Annotated in this window: 12 protein-coding genes and 1 tRNA gene; 6 read left to right on the top strand and 7 right to left on the bottom strand. The window is 43.6% G+C overall.

What is annotated here, in order from left to right; all coding sequences use genetic code 11:
* The first annotated feature begins 279 nt into the window (after positions 1–279).
* The gene (locus RDV52_RS10900) at positions 280–1197 is read left to right on the top strand and encodes a hypothetical protein (protein ID WP_004365504.1); all 918 of its coding nucleotides are present in this window, start codon (positions 280–282) and stop codon (positions 1195–1197) included.
* A gap of 183 nt (positions 1198–1380) precedes the next feature.
* Here the strand turns inward: RDV52_RS10900 and ettA are convergent, their stop codons facing one another.
* Both ettA and lptB read right to left on the bottom strand, forming a co-directional pair.
* Complete coding sequence (gene ettA, locus RDV52_RS10895; protein WP_004365505.1) at positions 1381–3078, bottom strand: energy-dependent translational throttle protein EttA; 1698 nt, start codon at positions 3076–3078, stop codon at positions 1381–1383.
* 96 nt (positions 3079–3174) lie between these two features.
* The gene (lptB, locus tag RDV52_RS10890) at positions 3175–4014 is read right to left on the bottom strand and encodes an LPS export ABC transporter ATP-binding protein (protein ID WP_004363994.1); all 840 of its coding nucleotides are present in this window, start codon (positions 4012–4014) and stop codon (positions 3175–3177) included.
* A gap of 139 nt (positions 4015–4153) precedes the next feature.
* Between lptB and RDV52_RS10885 the strand changes: the two genes are divergently transcribed.
* The 3 genes from RDV52_RS10885 to RDV52_RS10875 all read left to right on the top strand — a co-directional run bounded on the left by RDV52_RS10885 (position 4154) and on the right by RDV52_RS10875 (position 6729).
* Complete coding sequence (locus RDV52_RS10885) at positions 4154–4900, top strand: MlaE family ABC transporter permease (protein WP_004363993.1); 747 nt, start codon at positions 4154–4156, stop codon at positions 4898–4900.
* Positions 4901–4928: 28 nt separating this feature from the next.
* Positions 4929–5696 (top strand): ABC transporter ATP-binding protein, encoded by a 768-nt coding sequence (locus RDV52_RS10880; RefSeq protein WP_004363992.1) that lies wholly within the window; start codon positions 4929–4931, stop codon positions 5694–5696.
* 424 nt (positions 5697–6120) lie between these two features.
* Complete coding sequence (locus tag RDV52_RS10875; protein ID WP_004363991.1) at positions 6121–6729, top strand: HU family DNA-binding protein; 609 nt, start codon at positions 6121–6123, stop codon at positions 6727–6729.
* A 95-nt stretch (positions 6730–6824) separates the two neighbouring features.
* Here the strand turns inward: RDV52_RS10875 and RDV52_RS10870 are convergent, their stop codons facing one another.
* The 5 genes from RDV52_RS10870 to RDV52_RS10850 form a co-directional block, all read right to left on the bottom strand.
* On the bottom strand, positions 6825–10049 hold the full coding sequence (locus RDV52_RS10870) for a hypothetical protein (RefSeq protein WP_004365506.1): 3225 nt from the start codon (positions 10047–10049) through the stop codon (positions 6825–6827).
* On the bottom strand, positions 10046–12535 hold the full coding sequence (locus tag RDV52_RS10865) for a hypothetical protein (protein WP_004365507.1): 2490 nt from the start codon (positions 12533–12535) through the stop codon (positions 10046–10048). The genes RDV52_RS10870 and RDV52_RS10865 overlap by 4 nt, the downstream gene beginning before the upstream one ends.
* A 10-nt stretch (positions 12536–12545) precedes the next feature.
* On the bottom strand, positions 12546–13100 hold the full coding sequence (locus RDV52_RS10860) for a DUF3575 domain-containing protein (protein ID WP_004363988.1): 555 nt from the start codon (positions 13098–13100) through the stop codon (positions 12546–12548).
* Positions 13097–14029, bottom strand: coding sequence for a DUF3575 domain-containing protein (locus tag RDV52_RS10855; protein WP_004365508.1), 933 nt, complete (start codon positions 14027–14029; stop codon positions 13097–13099). The genes RDV52_RS10860 and RDV52_RS10855 overlap by 4 nt, the downstream gene beginning before the upstream one ends.
* A 74-nt stretch (positions 14030–14103) precedes the next feature.
* Positions 14104–14185: transfer RNA gene (locus tag RDV52_RS10850), tRNA-Leu, on the bottom strand.
* A gap of 847 nt (positions 14186–15032) precedes the next feature.
* Here RDV52_RS10850 and RDV52_RS10845 point away from each other — a divergent pair.
* Entirely contained in the window at positions 15033–15866 is an 834-nt protein-coding gene (locus RDV52_RS10845; RefSeq protein WP_223381186.1) for a sensor histidine kinase, read from the top strand.
* The gene (locus RDV52_RS10840; RefSeq protein ID WP_004363985.1) at positions 15835–16569 is read left to right on the top strand and encodes a LytR/AlgR family response regulator transcription factor; all 735 of its coding nucleotides are present in this window, start codon (positions 15835–15837) and stop codon (positions 16567–16569) included. The genes RDV52_RS10845 and RDV52_RS10840 overlap by 32 nt, the downstream gene beginning before the upstream one ends.
* Positions 16570–16653: the final 84 nt, after the last annotated feature.

Raw genomic sequence — 16653 nt, 5'->3', positions numbered from 1 at the left:
ATACAATCCCCTAAGAAAAAGAAGAAAACAAGCAGGGAAAATAACATCAGCTCCGTATTCTTTCCATTTCTTCCCTTATATTTGCATCATTCCATACCTATGAATTTTTAACTTTTCTCTGCAAACGCTTTCTCTTATACTTGCTTTATTAAGAAATTATATCTATTTTTGCATTTGTTCGCAAATCAACACTTGTACTATCGTACATTTTGGGCAGCTGAACCTTATGGAATGTTTAGTCTGTTATATTTGAACTTATAACTTAAACTTTTAGAAAGTATGATGTTTAGAAGAAAAGCTTATGTGCCCCAGTCGGTATTTGTATTGAAAAGTATTGGAAAAGTAATTTTGTTTGTAGCAGCTGTGGTTTCCTTAACATCTTGTAGTCGTGCACAAGCTTCTCGTGCAGCAAAACAAAAGGAAGTAAAGAATAAGGAAAACGTGGCAACAAACGATCCTTTAGCACAGTTCTATGCGTGTGGTTTACCTAAAGATGCATATCCTGTAGCATTTTATGGAGAAGATAGCATTCCGTATAACAATTTGAACGACGTTCAGAAACGAGAATACCTAGATAAAAGCAACCTTGTTAGTGGCATTCAAGACTTTGATTCATTTTACTTCTTCATTCAACCTATCGCTGGCTCAGAGGACGAGTTTAGTTCGTTTTATAACATTTGGATGTATAATGAAGCTACAAAGAAAATCAGCAAGATATTCTCACACCATATAGGGGAATACTCTGAAATGCAGATAGATGGGGTATATTGGAGTTACGATATACAAGATAATGATGAAACATACAAAATATCATCGGGTAGCAAAGGTGTAATGCATCATAAAACTGCAACTCCTGTAGTTGTAATAGCTGCGAGAAATATACCAATGACCCCGCACCCAATTTATCTTACAGTTATTCTGAATCCTTTAATAAAGAAAGAGAAAGTGATAGAAGAGAAGTTTATCAGCTTTATGAGTATAAACGATAGCAGCCTTCCTGTTGCTGAACAAGAACTTTCGAGAAAGGTTATTCTCACAACAACAACTACTACATCATCTAAGGAAATCCCTGCACCTAAAGATGCAGACTTCGCTGTTAGAAACATTCTTTATCCTTCTTTGAATGCCTATTCAACAACAGGGAATAGTATAGGAACGTTAAGTCTTCCTCATGAGGAAATAGACGTAATAAGATGATAGCAGGAAATAATACGCACTTGTAGTGTTGTTTGTATTCAACCTGCTTCTTTCTTGATGTTAGGAACGTGATGAATCACGCCCTTACAGCACTAATGCCAAACAATAATATACATAAAAAAGGTGAGCAAAATGTATGCTTTGCTCACCTTTTTCCTTTGTTTTGCCTGCTACGAACGCTGATTAGTCTTCCATCAGCTTGCGATAGCGGCCTTTCTTAATTTCTTCGTTGCCAAGGCGGCGTGCCTTGTTTATTTCGTATTCAGAGTAGGTGCCCTCGAAGAAGAATACTTCGCCATTGCCTTCGAAAGCAAGAATGTGCGTACAGATGCGGTCTAAGAACCAACGGTCGTGGCTGATTACAACGGCGCAACCTGCAAAGTTTTCCAAACCTTCTTCCAATGCGCGTAGGGTGTTCACGTCGATGTCGTTGGTAGGTTCGTCGAGCAAGAGTACGTTTCCTTCCTGTTTCAATGCCAAAGCCAGCTGCAAGCGGTTGCGCTCACCACCTGAAAGAACTCCACAGAGTTTGCTTTGGTCGGTTCCAGAGAAGTTGAAACGTGAGATGTAGGCACGCGCATTGACGTCGCGTCCGCCCATTTTTATGTTTTCGTTGCCTTGTGCGATGACATCGTAAACCGACTTGTTGGGGTCTATGTCCTTGTGTTGCTGGTCTACATAAGCGAGTTTTACGGTTTCGCCCACCTCGAAACTGCCGTTGTCGGGCGTTTCCAAGCCCATGATAAGGCGGAAGAGTGTGGTTTTACCTGCGCCGTTCGGACCTATCACGCCCACGATTCCGTTAGGGGGAAGCATAAAGTTGAGGTCGCTGAAAAGAACTTTCTCGCCGAATGCCTTCTGCACGTGCTGTGCCTCGATAACCTTGTTGCCCAAGCGAGGACCGTTCGGAATGAAGATTTCGAGTTTCTCTTCGCGTTCTTTCTGCTCTTGGCTGAGCATTTGCTCGTACGAGTTCAAACGAGCCTTACCCTTTGCCTGACGTGCCTTTGGCGCAAGGCGAACCCATTCCAATTCGCGTTCGAGCGTCTTTCTGCGCTTGGAAGCTGTCTTTTCTTCCTGCTCCATACGTTTTGTCTTCTGGTCGAGCCACGAAGAGTAGTTGCCTTTCCAAGGAATGCCTTCGCCACGGTCGAGTTCAAGAATCCATTCGCTAACATCGTCGAGGAAGTAGCGGTCGTGGGTAACTGCAATGACCGTACCTTCGTATTGTTGCAGATGCTGCTCCAACCAGTCGATGCTTTCAGCGTCCAAGTGGTTGGTAGGCTCGTCGAGCAACAACACGTCGGGCTTTTGCAACAATAGGCGGCAGAGTGCCACACGGCGACGCTCACCACCCGAAAGGTGCGTTACAGGAAGGTCGCCGGCAGGGCAACGCAAGGCTGCCATAGCACGTTCGAGCTTCGAGTCCATGTTCCAAGCATCGGTAGAATCTATAATATCCTGCACTTCGGCTTGGCGTTGCATCAGCTTGTCCATCTTGTCGGGGTCGCCATAATATTCTTCCAAACCGAACTTCGCATTGATTTCGTCGTATTCGCGGAGTGCATCGTAAACGTGCTGCACGCCTTCTTGTACGTTTTCCTTAACGTTTTTCTCTTCGTTCAGTGGTGGGTCCTGCGGCAGATAACCTACGGAATAGCCAGGGCTGAACACCACTTCGCCAGATGTTGGTTGCTCAATGCCCGCAATAATCTTCATTAACGTGGACTTACCGGCACCGTTCAAACCGATGATACCTATCTTGGCACCATAGAAGAACGAGAGGTAAATGTTCTTCAGAATTTGTTTTTGATTTTGTGGGATAATCTTTGAAACTCCCACCATTGAGAAGATAATCTTCTTGTCGTCTACTGTTGCCATTTATTTCTGTTCTTGTTTATTTGTTATGAATTGCGTTAGTCTCTATACTTGCAGCATAAATTTACGGCACACGTATATATTTATAAGGTAATAGACTTATTCTCTGTTTCGTTCTTCTTCGGCTTCTTTGGCACGTTTGCGCTCGTCTAACAATTGGAAGTCTTTCTTTTGCAGAACGAAGTCGGTACCCAGATACTTTTCTTTCACAATCTTGTTGGCTGCCAGTTCTTCGGGCGTACCTTTAAAGAGTATCTGTCCTTCAAAGAGCAGATAGGCACGGTCGGTAATGTTCAGTGTTTCGTGCACGTTGTGGTCGGTAATCAGAATGCCGATGTTGCGGAACTTCAGTCGCCAGACAATGTGCTGAATGTCTTCCACCGCAATAGGGTCTACACCTGCAAAAGGCTCGTCGAGCATGATGAACTTAGGGTCTATCGCCAGGCAGCGTGCTATTTCGCATCTGCGCCGTTCGCCTCCCGAAAGGCGGTCGCCAAGATTTTTGCGTACTTTCTCCAAGCGGAACTCCTTGATAAGGCTTTCCATCTTTTCTATGCGCTGCTGTTTATTAAGCTTCGTCATCTCCAGAACGCACATAATATTGTCTTCGACGCTCATCTTCCGGAATACGCTCGCCTCTTGTGGCAAATATCCAATGCCAGCCTGGGCGCGTTTGTACACGGGGTATTTTGTTATTTCCAAGTCGTTGATGTAGACGTGTCCTTCATTCGGAACCACCAACCCCGTAGTCATATAGAACGATGTTGTCTTTCCTGCACCGTTCGGACCTAACAAGCCAACAATCTCTCCTTGCCGCACGTTTATGCTTACGCCGTTGGCAACGGTGCGTTTGCCGTACCGCTTCACGAGTCCTTCGGTACGAAGAATACTGTTCTTATCGTTTTCCGGTTCGATGATTATGTTTTCTGTGTCGAGCATTTTTCTATTTCGTTTCTGTGTTGCAAAAGTAGTAAAATAAATGCTAATATCGCTGATATTGCTTAAAACAATGACTTATATTGCAGTTTTTTAGCGGATTTTGGTTACTTTTGCATCTGCATTCAATAAACAGACAACAATGCTTATATTCAACTGGCTTACAGTATTTGGCAGATACTTACTCTTAATGGGGCGCACTTTCAGTCGTCCGGAGCGCTTTCGTATGTTCTTTAAACGGTATGTCAAGGAGATGTCGCAGCTCGGTGTCGATTCCATCGGCATTGTCCTGCTCATATCTTTTTTTATCGGAGCCGTCATCTGCATACAGATAAAGCTGAACGTGCAGAGCCCTTGGATGCCGCTTTGGGTATCGGGATACGTTACGCGCGAAATAATGTTGCTCGAGTTTTCGTCGAGTATCATGTGTCTTATCCTTGCGGGAAAGGTGGGTTCGAACATTGCTTCGGAACTTGGAACGATGCGCGTTACCCAGCAGATAGACGCTTTGGAGATTATGGGAATAAACTCGGCGAGCTACCTGATACTGCCTAAGATAGTTGGACTTATCACCATTATGCCTTTCTTGGTTGTATTTTCGGCAGCAATGGGTATCGTGGGAGCCTACGCGACGGCTTTCTTTGCGCATATTATAACGCCTGTCGATTTGACTTCGGGATTGCAGCACGACTTCAATCCGTGGTTTATGTACATGAGCATAACCAAGAGTCTTTTCTTTGCTTTCATCATCGCCAGCGTGTCGTCATTCTTTGGTTACACCGTGAAAGGCGGTTCGGTGGAGGTGGGCAAGTCGTCCACCAATGCTGTTGTCAGCTCCAGCGTGCTTATCTTGTTCAGCGACGTGTTCCTGACACAGCTTCTCAGCTAATTGTATTTTTCGTAAACGGCATAACAACATGATAGAAGTTAAAAACTTATATAAATCGTTTGGCGACAAGGAAGTGCTTCACGACATCAGCACGGTGTTCGAAGACGGCAGGACAAACCTGATCATCGGACAAAGTGGTGCAGGAAAAACGGTGTTGCTGCAATGTCTCGTAGGCTTGCTGGAACCTACAAGAGGCGAAGTGCTTTACGACAACCGCAACTTTGTGGCGATGGACAAGAAAGAGAAGATTAGGATGCGCAGAGAGATGGGAATGATATTCCAGGGCTCTGCCTTGTTCGACTCGCTCACCGTTTTCGAGAACGTCCGCTTCCCGCTCGACATGTTTTCTGACATGACACAGAAGGAACGCGACGCACAGACGCAGAAATGTATAGACCGTGTAAACCTGACGGGAGCAGAAAACAAGTTGCCTGAAGAGATATCGGGAGGAATGCAGAAGCGTGTAGCCATTGCACGTGCCATCGTAATGAACCCCAAATACTTGTTCTGCGACGAGCCAAACTCCGGGCTCGACCCCAAGACGTCGTTGATTATCGACCAGCTTCTGTCGGACATTACCAAGGAATTTGACATTACAACCATTATCAACACGCACGACATGAACTCTGTGATGGGCATTGGCGAGCACGTTGTGTTCATTGCCGATGGCAGAGCGGAATGGCAAGGGAACAAAGACACGGTGATGTCGAGCAACAATAAGAAACTGAACGATCTTGTATTTGCGTCCGACTTGTTTAAGAAGGTAAAGCAAGTAGAGACTGGAAAGCAGAAATAAAGTCCACTGCCACCCCTGCTGCATATGTTTTCGTTATATCCTGCGTGTTCAGCTTGCCTGGCTGATGTGTCCGGATATGCGTTTTGTGTATAGGTTGCAGGCATGTTCTGCAAACTCTACGCATGGAGAATGAATACGGAGCACATTGTGTTTCCTCTGCCTTTTCTTTTGCTTTATTCATGGATTTGTATTACCTTTGTGCCTAATCCGTAGGATTATCAAAGCTATGAGAAATATTTATCATGGCTGCGATAATAATTTATCATAATTATGGTAAATATTTCTCACAACTGTAATAAATTGACGGAATGGGCATCTAAATACGTTTAGATAGGCATCTGTCAATGCTTAGACAGGCATTTGTCGGTGTCTTAAAGGGCATCTGAACACGTTAGGAAGTAAGGACTATAAAACAGAACGATATATGAGCGTTAATTACAAGCTAATAAAGAACCGCATGAAGTCGGGAGAGAAAACAGCGTACAGGGCAGTAACAGTGGAACACAAAACAGTTGGCGTGGAGCGTATTGCGCAGAACATTCAGGGAGCGACGGCGCTTACACGTGCCGACGTCATAGCAACCATTGCAGCTTTGCGCGACGAAATAGCCTTTCAGCTTATGTCCGGCTGCAGTGTACACCTGCCCGGCATAGGCTATTTCTCGCTTGCTGTGAAGGGAGACATATACGAAGACCCACGAAACAACCACGTCAGGCTGCACAATGCCGAGGTACGCACGGTGAACTTCCGACCCGATACAGAGATGATGGATATACTCCGTTATACAGAGTTCGAGAATGCAACCTATAGGTTTCGTAGCCCCTCTATGCCAACAGAGAAAGAAATAGACAGTGCTATTGAGGCTCTCCTTGCCGAAAAGCCATATATGACGGTAGATGATTTGCGCGACAGACTGAACCTTTCACAGTCTACTGCATACCGTATTACTAAGCAGTTGTGTGAAGGAGGCAGGCTGCGCAACATAGGCACACGCTATCGCAAAGCGTATGTGCGGGCAGACAAGCAAGAATAAAAGAGCGTTTACACAACGGAAAAAGCTGGAAGATTAGGTTTACAATCACACAATGTTTGCCTTATCTTTCAGCTTTTTCTGTTTCTTTTGTGTACTTACAGGTTGTACATCAGTCCAAAGTCTATGCAGTTCAGTGCCGTCATTCTTCCCAGAAGGGTTGTTCCCGGCAGCAGACTCTTATTGCTTAAGAAGCCCATTAGGTAGATGTTGTGATTGTAGAACATCGAGAAGTTCTTCGATATTCGGCAGCTAACCGTCATTCCCAAGTTGATGGCGCCGTCTTTGACATGCTCCTTATTGGTTTGAATGCCGATAGCCGGACCGGCGTACAGTGCCACATTCCACGGTCGGTTCGGGTTGTATCCACGGAAGTAGGCGAGCAAATCGACCTGGAAATCAGCCGAGACGAATAGTATGTTGCGCTTCTCTTCGTTAAATTCGGCAATGTTGTTTGCTATGTAGGCATACTTGATGTTGTCCATTATGTATTCCAAACCAAGGCGGACAGCCGAAACTTCGTTCAGCCTGTAGCCTCCGAAAGCCGACAGGTTAAGCTTTGCACTGCTGTCTTTAAAGCGATGTTTGGTGAGCAGAATGTTCCAGCCGCCGCCCAGCGCACCAAAGAAACGCATAGGTTCTTTTGCAGCATACGATGTCATGTCGGCATCTTCGTAGCGCGCAATACGGTTGAAGGGAACGATCAGCCCTACACGGACCGAGAACGAATTGCCTAACTTGAGAGGCGTGGTGCCCATCTCTTTGGTTCTGTACAGCGTGTTGCCTGCTGCATTTATATAGACATTGTCGTGTACGTTGAGCTTAGAGTACATGGGTTCTATGTTCAAACGCAGGTCGCGACTGAGGCGTAGCCATAGCTGAAGCCCCATGCGGAAGCCGTCTGCCGTAATTCTTGAGCCTTTGATGGTATGTTCTGCATCGTTCATGACGAGCCAGCCGTTCTGGTATCCCAGGAGAATGTTCGTTCCAACAAGCGAATGCTGGTTGTAGTTCCTGCTCAGTCCGAGTGGATTAATGAGCACGTCGCCGGCAATTGTGCCCAATCCAATGGCGTGGTGAACGTCTTCTGTCCGCCCGTTCGTGGTGTGCGTGGTCGTCATGTCCACACCTTTTGCCATGTTCAATCCGACACGTGCGCCTAAGAAAGAGTTAGCCCACCAGCCCATCGAGAGCTGCATGGACGTGCCCCACGAGTCTTTTCCCTTGCTCGGAAGCATTGGGTAGTTGGCATAGCCATAGCCATAATCGAGGAAGAGGCGATGCAAGCCAGATGAGGGAGCAGTCTTCCACGGCAGGTTCTTGATGGTTCTGATGAACCCGTCGAGATGATATTTTGCTCCCACCGTAAGCACATTCGATATGGCTCCGGGCGTTGTGTAGATTTGGTCGGAGTCGTAATGGCTGCTTGGCATCCAGTAAACGGTATGGCTATAGAACAAAGACAGATAGGGGAGGACACGATACGAGAGCATTCCACCGAAGTTTGCACCAATGTCAGCCTTCTTTCCGTATTTGCTTAACACCATAGACGGACCGCCATAGAGTTCCACATTCCATCTTCTTCCAGGTCGATAGCCCGTCATTGCGTTGAGAACATTAAATTGATAGTCGGCAGATACGAAAGTGTTCTTATATGTAAACTTGCTGAGACTGCCACTGCCATTCTTCTGCCAGATGGGGTTCGCAACGTAGTCTACCATAAGCTTTGCCCCACTGTACATGTTGAAGTTGTAGCCGACGAAGCCATTGAAGTTCAGAAGCAGTCCGCGCGACTTGCCGGTGTATCTCCATTTGTTGATGGTAGTGTTCCAGCCGAGACCTCCACCCATAAAGAAACCACTTTCGGGAAGGGCGTTCTTTGCAGGGGTAGTATCGTTGTTACGTTGCAATTTGTTGCGGAAGAGCACGGCCAAGCCTAATTTGAAGTCGGTCTGACTATACCTTAAACGACCGTCAGGACGGTCGAAATGTTCCATCAGTATGTAGTTTGGCTCGAAGGTCAGGCGTAAATCGTTCGTAATTTTAGCCCAGAACTGTGCACCTAACCTGTATCCGGCATATCGTCCGCTGGCTTTATCGCTTATATTGGCGTGCACAAACTGGAGCAGTCCCATTTCGTAACCACCGTAAAGGTTCACTCCCACGGCACTGTCCCAATTGTAATGGCGCGTGAAACCGAACGGATTGAGCATTGCATCGAGCGAAACGCCCGACTTGCCGAGCAGCGATGTGGTTTCGCTTGTCTTTGTCCATGCCGCATTTGTCAGGTTTATTCCAGCTCGCAGACCGATGGCAGACGATAACCATTGCCCAATGTTGGCACTCACACTGTAGCCGAGCGTCTTGCCAACCTTCAGGTCTGTGGAGTGATAGTATGCCGGACCAATGCTGTATTCGAAGAACCAAGGACGCCGCCAGCGCAGTCTTGCAGGGTCTTCAAGAAACAAACGCTTGCCGTCGGCAAAGTATTTCTTAAAATCACCCGCATCTTTCTGCGACGACATATTGTTGTAGAAATACCAAATGTAGGATAGATTTACACCGTAACCGAAGCTGAAGTGGTTGAATTTGGAGGATTTGTCCAAGTCCATTCCCTCTGTACCCGCCATGATATAAGGTTCTATGGCGAGTGCTGCATGTGTTCCTGCATGGAATTTGAACTGCAAACCAGTATGAATGTTGTAAGAGGTAGCTTTATCTTTCATGGTTCCTGCTACTGCAGAACCATTGTATTTCGTTAGGTGCGAATGTTGAACGCCTAATCCAAGTATGCCCGAAACGCTTAAAGGACGGTCTGGACGATAGCCCAAAAGATAGTTTGAGAAGTTGAAAAGGTAGTCGGCATTGGTGCGCATCGTCCAGTTTGCGTTGGGTTCGCCGCTAATATAACCCAGTTCTCCGCCTATTCCAAAACGGATAGAACTCATCGGGCTAAGTTCTTTTCCTATTCGGAGATGAATGCCTGCTTGCATTGTTAATTGATAATCGTTGTTATGCTGATAGAATACGGCACCAGCTCCAAAGTCTAAGAAAGTATGTTTGGAGAAGCCACCCTTTGTCCATTTGTCGCCTTGATAGCGGTGTCGGCTGTCGAGACTGTAGTCCAAAGCATTGAAGTTTCTCTGCTTCGGTGTTCCATAATAGGTGGTATCTGCTTTAACCGTAATGCTTTCTGCCTGCATTTTCTCTTCCAAGTCGCTCAAATCTCTTACCAATGTATCGGTAGGAAGATTTGTTGGTGTCTGTGCTTGAAGAACTATCATTGCGAAAAATGCCGTAACCAAAGACACTGTTCTCTTCATTTCTTAACCTCCTCTACTGGTAAATTGGTTGTTTGCGTGCTGTTATTGTTGTTCTCTTCAGTAGCTTCTTGCTTCTCATCAGACTCTTCTTCGTGTTCAGGAGCCTTTATTTTGCCAGCAGCAATCATTAAGTCGGTAAACTTTTGTCTATATTGTTCAGCCTTTTTCTCATCGTATGGGCTTTTCTTCCGCACGTCGTCAGGAATGTTTGCGTCCGTGTTATACAAGCCTTTGTATTGTGGTTTTATATCGAAACAATGCTGGAAGTAAGCTAAGAAAGCAGGAAAGGTGTTGTCAGTCATTCGCAATGCAGCGTCAGCACCATACTTTGCAGTTAGTTCCATGAAGTCTTCATCGCTTATTTCAGGCTTTCCTGCTTCAATAACCCCCTTCATATACCATTTCTTTGCATTGTTATCGGGCAGCGAATCGATGAGCGGTTCGAGTTCTTCGTACGTCTTTCCCAATTCAGAAGCCAATTCAAAGTTCAGTATGGCGTAGTTTTCTGCATTCGTCTTCATTACGTAATCCAATGCTTCCTTGGCACGACGAGCTTCGTCGGCAGTCTTGTTCTGCTTGAAGAAAAGGGTTTCTAAATCGGTAAACATCTTTATATTCTTGTACTCGTCGGTGTCGGGCAGCTTGTTTGCAAGGTGGTAAGCCTCGCCAAGCTTCATGGCTTTGAAATACATTATAGCCTGATTGGCAACAAGCTCTCGCCTGTTTACTACATAACGATACGCATTATCGAACGATATTGGGCGCGATATTTCTAAGCCAGACTTCATGTCTATGAATGGAGAAAGAATGGATAAGTCGATAGAGTCGCTTTCTATTGCGTAACAAGCAACACGGTTTGCAATATAAGCAGCAAAAGGACTGTATTGCATTGTCCGCCGTGTTTTAATCTCGTTCCATGCGCGATAGGTCAGTTTACGTAGTTCCGTGGAGTCCTTTATTTGTGTAAAGAGGTTATAGTAGTCTCCATTCGAGAAGATATTTTTGCCTCCTTTTTGGTAATCTTTATCGTTATAGTAAGTCCATAACACCTCTTGTGGGTCGAGAACCTTATTCTGTCGCAGTGTATAAGTGCAGCGCATCAGACGCTGGTTCTGCAATATCTCTTGCACAATGGGGTGGTTTTGCATTTCGCGCAAGCCACTGACATTATTGTTAAACGCGTAGTTGCGCAACGTGTTAGCCTCTGCTTCCAAGTTACGAGCCTTCAACGAATCTGCTACATCGAACCAAGTGTAAACCAAAGGTGCCTTAACTTCGAGTCCGGCACTCGATATTTGCCCTCCAATGATAGACAAAGCTTTCTTTGCACGTGTATTTGCCAACTTCGTATTTGCCGCTACATTGCCTTCGGGCGATGCTGTTCCCTGGACTGTAAAGTTCATTAATGCCCGTCCATACGAGCGAAGTTCCTTGACAAGTTGTCCCAAATTCTGTTGGTTGGAAGTGTCCGAGGTAAGCTCATCTTTACCTACCACGAACGTTAATTGCAGGTCGCGAGGCACTTCTCTAAGCTGTGCCCTGGCTTGTTCATAGTACTGTGGCGTTAGCTTAATCTGTTTCATTGCCATCGAAACATCTATTAGTTTCCATGGTTTGCGTGTGTTGCAAGTTCCGTTTTTAGACTTGTCTTCAAAGTAAATGTGGGTATAGTCTTCCAGTCTCAATACCGAACCCCACTTATAACTCTTGTTTGGATTAGGTTTCGGATACGTTATTTCCCAACGGAAGGTAAACTCGTCGTTGGTCGTAGGTTGGTCTTCAATATAGTAATTGTGCAGCGAATCGTTGCGATTGTAGTCAAAACTCTTTCTCCTAATCTGATTTTTATGATATTTCTTCCCTTCAAACACTAACGGTTCAAGATATTGTATGGTGTCTTCCTCCTCGCAATTGATGACCATTGGCTGGAAAATAAGTCGCGAATGGTCTTTTGTGTACCATTCAGGTAGCCTTACAGTAACGTTCCAATGCAGGTTTGGACCATCGTCGATAGGTTTCATTTCAACAATATTGGCACCCGAATGCTTGCCAAAGACAGTTGTGTTGGCAAGCAGAAGTGTTTTCGAACCATCGGTAAACACTATGTCGTATTGCAGATTAGAACCGATATTTACTACCTTTGCTTCGCCTTCGTTTATTACCATCAGTGCACCTTTGGCAGAAATATCAGCTTCGAAATGCCCGTCATAGTCGGGAGTTACAGTCGCATTACTTCTGATTGTAACTTCCTGACTGATGTCTTTGCTTTTACTTCTATATGTTGCAGCCTGCTTGTTGGCTTCGTTTCGGTTGTCGAATATATAGACTGGGACAGAGAGAGGCACCTTATTGGTCTTGCCTCCGTCGAACGACTTCATGTTTTTATATACGTTTCCCGTTATGTGCATTACTTGCGCACTCGTTATATTTGCATAAACGAGTAGTAGATACAGAATAGTCAGGCAACGTTTTATGCTCAATTTCATATCGTTTCCTTTATCTTAATATGTATGAAAGGGTAATTCCAATTTTAGTTGGCAATATTTCGTAACCGGTATATCCGTCCATCGTTCTTGCCCCGGAGGGTATTTCCAAGTTTGGTTGTCCGTCTTTTGTTTTCTTTTGGTGGAATGCAACTATTCCAATACCCGCGTGCGCGTCAATCGTCCAACGGTTAGAAAGCGATGCAACATAGCCAAACGTTATTCCGGCACCTGCTGCAAAACCATCGTAGCGTGTATTTCTTACTTTAACATTATAGTCTACAGCTAAGGCACTTACGCCTATAAAGTGGTGATACATGGGTCGTCCACCGAAGTAATAACGATATTCTGGTTGCACACCGGTCATCTTTGTGTCCTTGTGCCAATAGGGCTGGTTGTTGGCAAACACGCTCAATCCCAATGTGGAACGATTGCCTATCGTCATTTCGGCACCTATATTATAAGTTTGCAGAGCCAACATTGCCACATCGGTATTCACAGAGATAGCCTGGCTATTGGCTGTTATTACAGCTATTATACTTAAGAATGTTACGAATATTCTTTTCATTTCTCTGTTCTTTTCTTTCTCTTTTCAATTTCTTTTGCCACTCTCTGTTGTGCTTTCTCAGCTTGTTTTTTGGCTTTTTCGTATTCTTTTAGTCGTTTATTGCGAGCCTTCTCTATGTGTTTAGCCTTCCTTTCTTCTTCTTTTGCAGTGCGTAGAGTGTCTTTAGCGTAGGCTTTGTTAGCCAGTTCAATACGATATTTCTCGTCTACAACTTCACGTTTCTTATATCGGTTGGCTACTTTTGTTCCAAAATGATATATCAATCCCACCCTCACAATATCGGTTGATGCTGCATAAACCAGAGGATTAAACATAAGTTTATAGCCATTTTGTGGGGTAACAGTAGTATAAACGTGCTGATTGTTGACGACATCGCGACGATATTCTTCGTATTTTGCAAATACAACACCAGCGTTTATACCGAAATCGAAGTCAAGACTCGCACCGTTCTGGTAGCCATATAGCTGTGCAACTGTGCCAAACATAAGTCCTCCGGTAAACGAATTGCCTTTCTTTCCTAAGTCTGTAAACTTAATGTTAAACTTGTTTGCGCCACCATACACGCCCCAATAGAAAACGCGACGTGGGTTCTTTCCGTGCCAATACTTGCGCAATTCAACCTTTACATCGTACATATCGTACACATTATAAGAAAGGTCTTTGGTTTGTGTATTCCAGTTAATTCTCCCCGAAATACCGAGCGTCCATTTGTTCCAGTTCTTGTTTCCCAAGGTGTATTCTATGCCAAAGTTAGGTGTAAGCATTGTCCAGTCTACAACATTTGTGCGCAAACCTATTCTTTCGCCTAATTTTAGGCTATCAACTCTATTATAATAAAGTGCGGAATGTTGTGCATAAGTCGATACAATCATTGGATAGGCGAACAACAACGTAACCAATGTTAATAGGCTTTTCTTTAAGTAAGTCATAATCTTTATAGGGCGAATACAATTAGTGGAGTTATCTTTCTCTTAGTGAAACAACGCCTTGCTAAATGAAAAAGTGCGCTTGACAGGAATCGAACCTGCACGATGGAAATCACTAGATCCTAAGTCTAGCGCGTCTACCAATTCCGCCACAAGCGCATTAGTGGCTGCAAAGGTAAGCTAACTTTCGTTAAAGACCAAATTATTTAACTTGTTTTTCTTGTAATACGCTATCTTTTTTATTTTTCATCTTATCGGAATAGCTCTGTTATACTATTTGTTTGTATTAGCCCTAATTAGTGATTATCCCTGTAAAAGTTGCTATATGGAATAGCCATAATACAGAATAGGTTGTTCAATATCCAATGGTCAATGAATGTTTCAAAGTAAAAAAGAAGATGATAAGACTGTAAATATTTTTTATGAGTGTGAGCGTTGCGTAGGTTGCTTATTGTCAGTATATTCCAAAAATGTATATTCAATGTTTACAATGGCTTTGCGGTTTCGGCACAAATGTGTCTTTTTCGGTTTTATTTAGTTGTCTTTTTAAAGCAAAACTTTAGCTTCTGTGAATTATAAAGTATAAAAGGAATATTCCGTACAGAGATTTGCACGAAGAAAGAATATTTTTGTATCTTTGCAAAGAGTTCCCATTGTTGAAATGTGAATACTCTACCTTTAAATGCAATATATGATAAATCTGTTACGGAAAAAGCTAACGAGGGTGTGTAAAGAGAATGTTGCCCATTCGCTTTGGTGGTTGCTCGTCTTCTTTCTTCCCATAATAACAATGTTCTTTCATTCTAACGGAGGGGCTGAAGAATATAATTGGGCACATGTTTTTAGCACGTGGACAGTTGTTTCCATATATTTTGGTGCATTCCTGATACACAATTTTCTGTTGTTGCCACTTATTATTTATCGCAGACAACCTAAATGTTACGTGTGTGGCACGGTAGTCTTAATGTTCGTTTTTGTACTTGTGCAGTACGTAATTCGTACAAGAATGGTGCAAGACACATCGAGAGTACTTATTCAGACAGGACATATTCAAAGTGGAACAATACACTATCAACCAACCATTGTAACACAGCCAATTATTGTAAATATCATTATTTTAGTATTAATGTTCGGAATGAACTTTGGTGTAAAGCTCTTTTTTAAAACTAACGAGGACCAGAAGAAACTGCACGACCTGCAAGAAAAGAACTTGGAACAACAGCTGATATCATTGAAATACCAGATAAACCCACACTTTTTTATGAATACTCTCAACAACATTCACGCCTTGGTAGACATTGATCCTGAGAAAGCCAAGAGTTCAATCATAGTAATGTCGAAGATGATGCGCTATATTCTCTACGAAGGGAACCATACTTTTATACCGCTGCAAAAGGAGGTAGACTTTATACGTAGCTATATATCGCTAATGCGAATGCGCTATACGGAGAAGGTAGAGATTACGCTTGATACGCCAGAACGCCTTTCTGTTGGGGAAATTCCACCACTATTGCTTATATGTTTTGTTGGAAATGCGTTCAAACACGGTATAAGCTATCAGCACAAAAGTACGATAGACATTTCGATTTCTGTAGAAAATGATAAAATAAAGTTCTGTTGTATCAACAATAAACAGCCCGAAACCGAGCGTGAAAATGAGGGAGTTGGACTGAAAAGTGTGCAACAACGATTGAATTTGATATATCCTGATAGCCATACACTTGTTATAAAAGATAACGAAAAAACTTATAGTGTATGGCTGGAACTGTCTTTGACAAATAAAAAAATAACTAAAACACAACTCCAATATGGAAAACAGGATAAGGACTTTGGCTGTTGATGATGAGCCTTTGGCACTGAAACAGCTGGCTACATATATAAAGAAGATTTCTTTTTTGGAACTGGTTGGCGAGTGTCAGAATGCTATTGAAGCCAAAAAAGAGATGGAAAGGCAACCCGTTGACGCCATCTTCATTGATATAAATATGCCGGATATGAGCGGACTCGACTTCATTCGGTCGTTAGAAGTAAAGCCTTTGGTGGTGTTTACAACTGCCTATAGCGACTATGCCATAGAAGGATATAAGGTAGAAGCCATTGATTATCTTCTGAAACCATTTGGTCAGGAAGAACTAATGGCTGCCGCTAATAGTATAAGACGACAGTATATGTTGCTGCAACAAGCCGCAGCGAACATGTCTTCGCCCGACGATGACACGCTGTTCTTAAAGAACGAATATAAGGTTATTCGCATTAACATCAGCAATATACGTTACGTTGAAGGAATGGGAGAGTATCTGAAGATTCATTTCATAAGTGGGAGAAAGCCATTGATGATACTTTCGAGCATGAAGAAAATGGAGAAGTTTCTACCCAATAACAGCTTCATGCGCATTCATCGCTCATGGATTATTAACCTGATGGAGATAAGCGAAGTAAACAAAAGTCGTATTCTTATGAACGATGGAGTGTATGTTCCCATTGGCGATATGTATAAAGAAAAGTTTATAAAGTATATTGATTCGAAGTTTTTAGAAAAGTAACGATGCGTTGTATTGGTATTCATTGAAAGTGTAAATACCATTTTCATTACATCTTTCTTTGCTGGTTATAAGAAAAGAATTATA

It is taken from the genome of Prevotella nigrescens, assembly GCF_031191185.1.
Taxonomy (GTDB): domain Bacteria; phylum Bacteroidota; class Bacteroidia; order Bacteroidales; family Bacteroidaceae; genus Prevotella; species Prevotella nigrescens.
The sequence above is the reverse complement of the archived record's forward strand: the minus strand, read 5'-3'. Positions and strand labels throughout refer to the sequence as shown.

What these genes read in the sequence shown, in the direction of transcription:
- RDV52_RS10900 (WP_004365504.1), top strand. Translation starts at nt 280, where the DNA reads ATGATGTTTAGAAGAAAAGCTTATGTGCCCCAGTCGGTATTTGTATTG.
- ettA (WP_004365505.1), bottom strand. Translation starts at nt 3,078, where the DNA reads ATGGCAACAGTAGACGACAAGAAGATTATCTTCTCAATGGTGGGAGTT.
- lptB (WP_004363994.1), bottom strand. Translation starts at nt 4,014, where the DNA reads ATGCTCGACACAGAAAACATAATCATCGAACCGGAAAACGATAAGAAC.
- RDV52_RS10885 (WP_004363993.1), top strand. Translation starts at nt 4,154, where the DNA reads ATGCTTATATTCAACTGGCTTACAGTATTTGGCAGATACTTACTCTTA.
- RDV52_RS10880 (WP_004363992.1), top strand. Translation starts at nt 4,929, where the DNA reads ATGATAGAAGTTAAAAACTTATATAAATCGTTTGGCGACAAGGAAGTG.
- RDV52_RS10875 (WP_004363991.1), top strand. Translation starts at nt 6,121, where the DNA reads ATGAGCGTTAATTACAAGCTAATAAAGAACCGCATGAAGTCGGGAGAG.
- RDV52_RS10870 (WP_004365506.1), bottom strand. Translation starts at nt 10,049, where the DNA reads ATGAAGAGAACAGTGTCTTTGGTTACGGCATTTTTCGCAATGATAGTT.
- RDV52_RS10865 (WP_004365507.1), bottom strand. Translation starts at nt 12,535, where the DNA reads ATGAAATTGAGCATAAAACGTTGCCTGACTATTCTGTATCTACTACTC.
- RDV52_RS10860 (WP_004363988.1), bottom strand. Translation starts at nt 13,100, where the DNA reads ATGAAAAGAATATTCGTAACATTCTTAAGTATAATAGCTGTAATAACA.
- RDV52_RS10855 (WP_004365508.1), bottom strand. Translation starts at nt 14,029, where the DNA reads ATGACTTACTTAAAGAAAAGCCTATTAACATTGGTTACGTTGTTGTTC.
- RDV52_RS10845 (WP_223381186.1), top strand. Translation starts at nt 15,033, where the DNA reads ATGGTGCAAGACACATCGAGAGTACTTATTCAGACAGGACATATTCAA.
- RDV52_RS10840 (WP_004363985.1), top strand. Translation starts at nt 15,835, where the DNA reads ATGGAAAACAGGATAAGGACTTTGGCTGTTGATGATGAGCCTTTGGCA.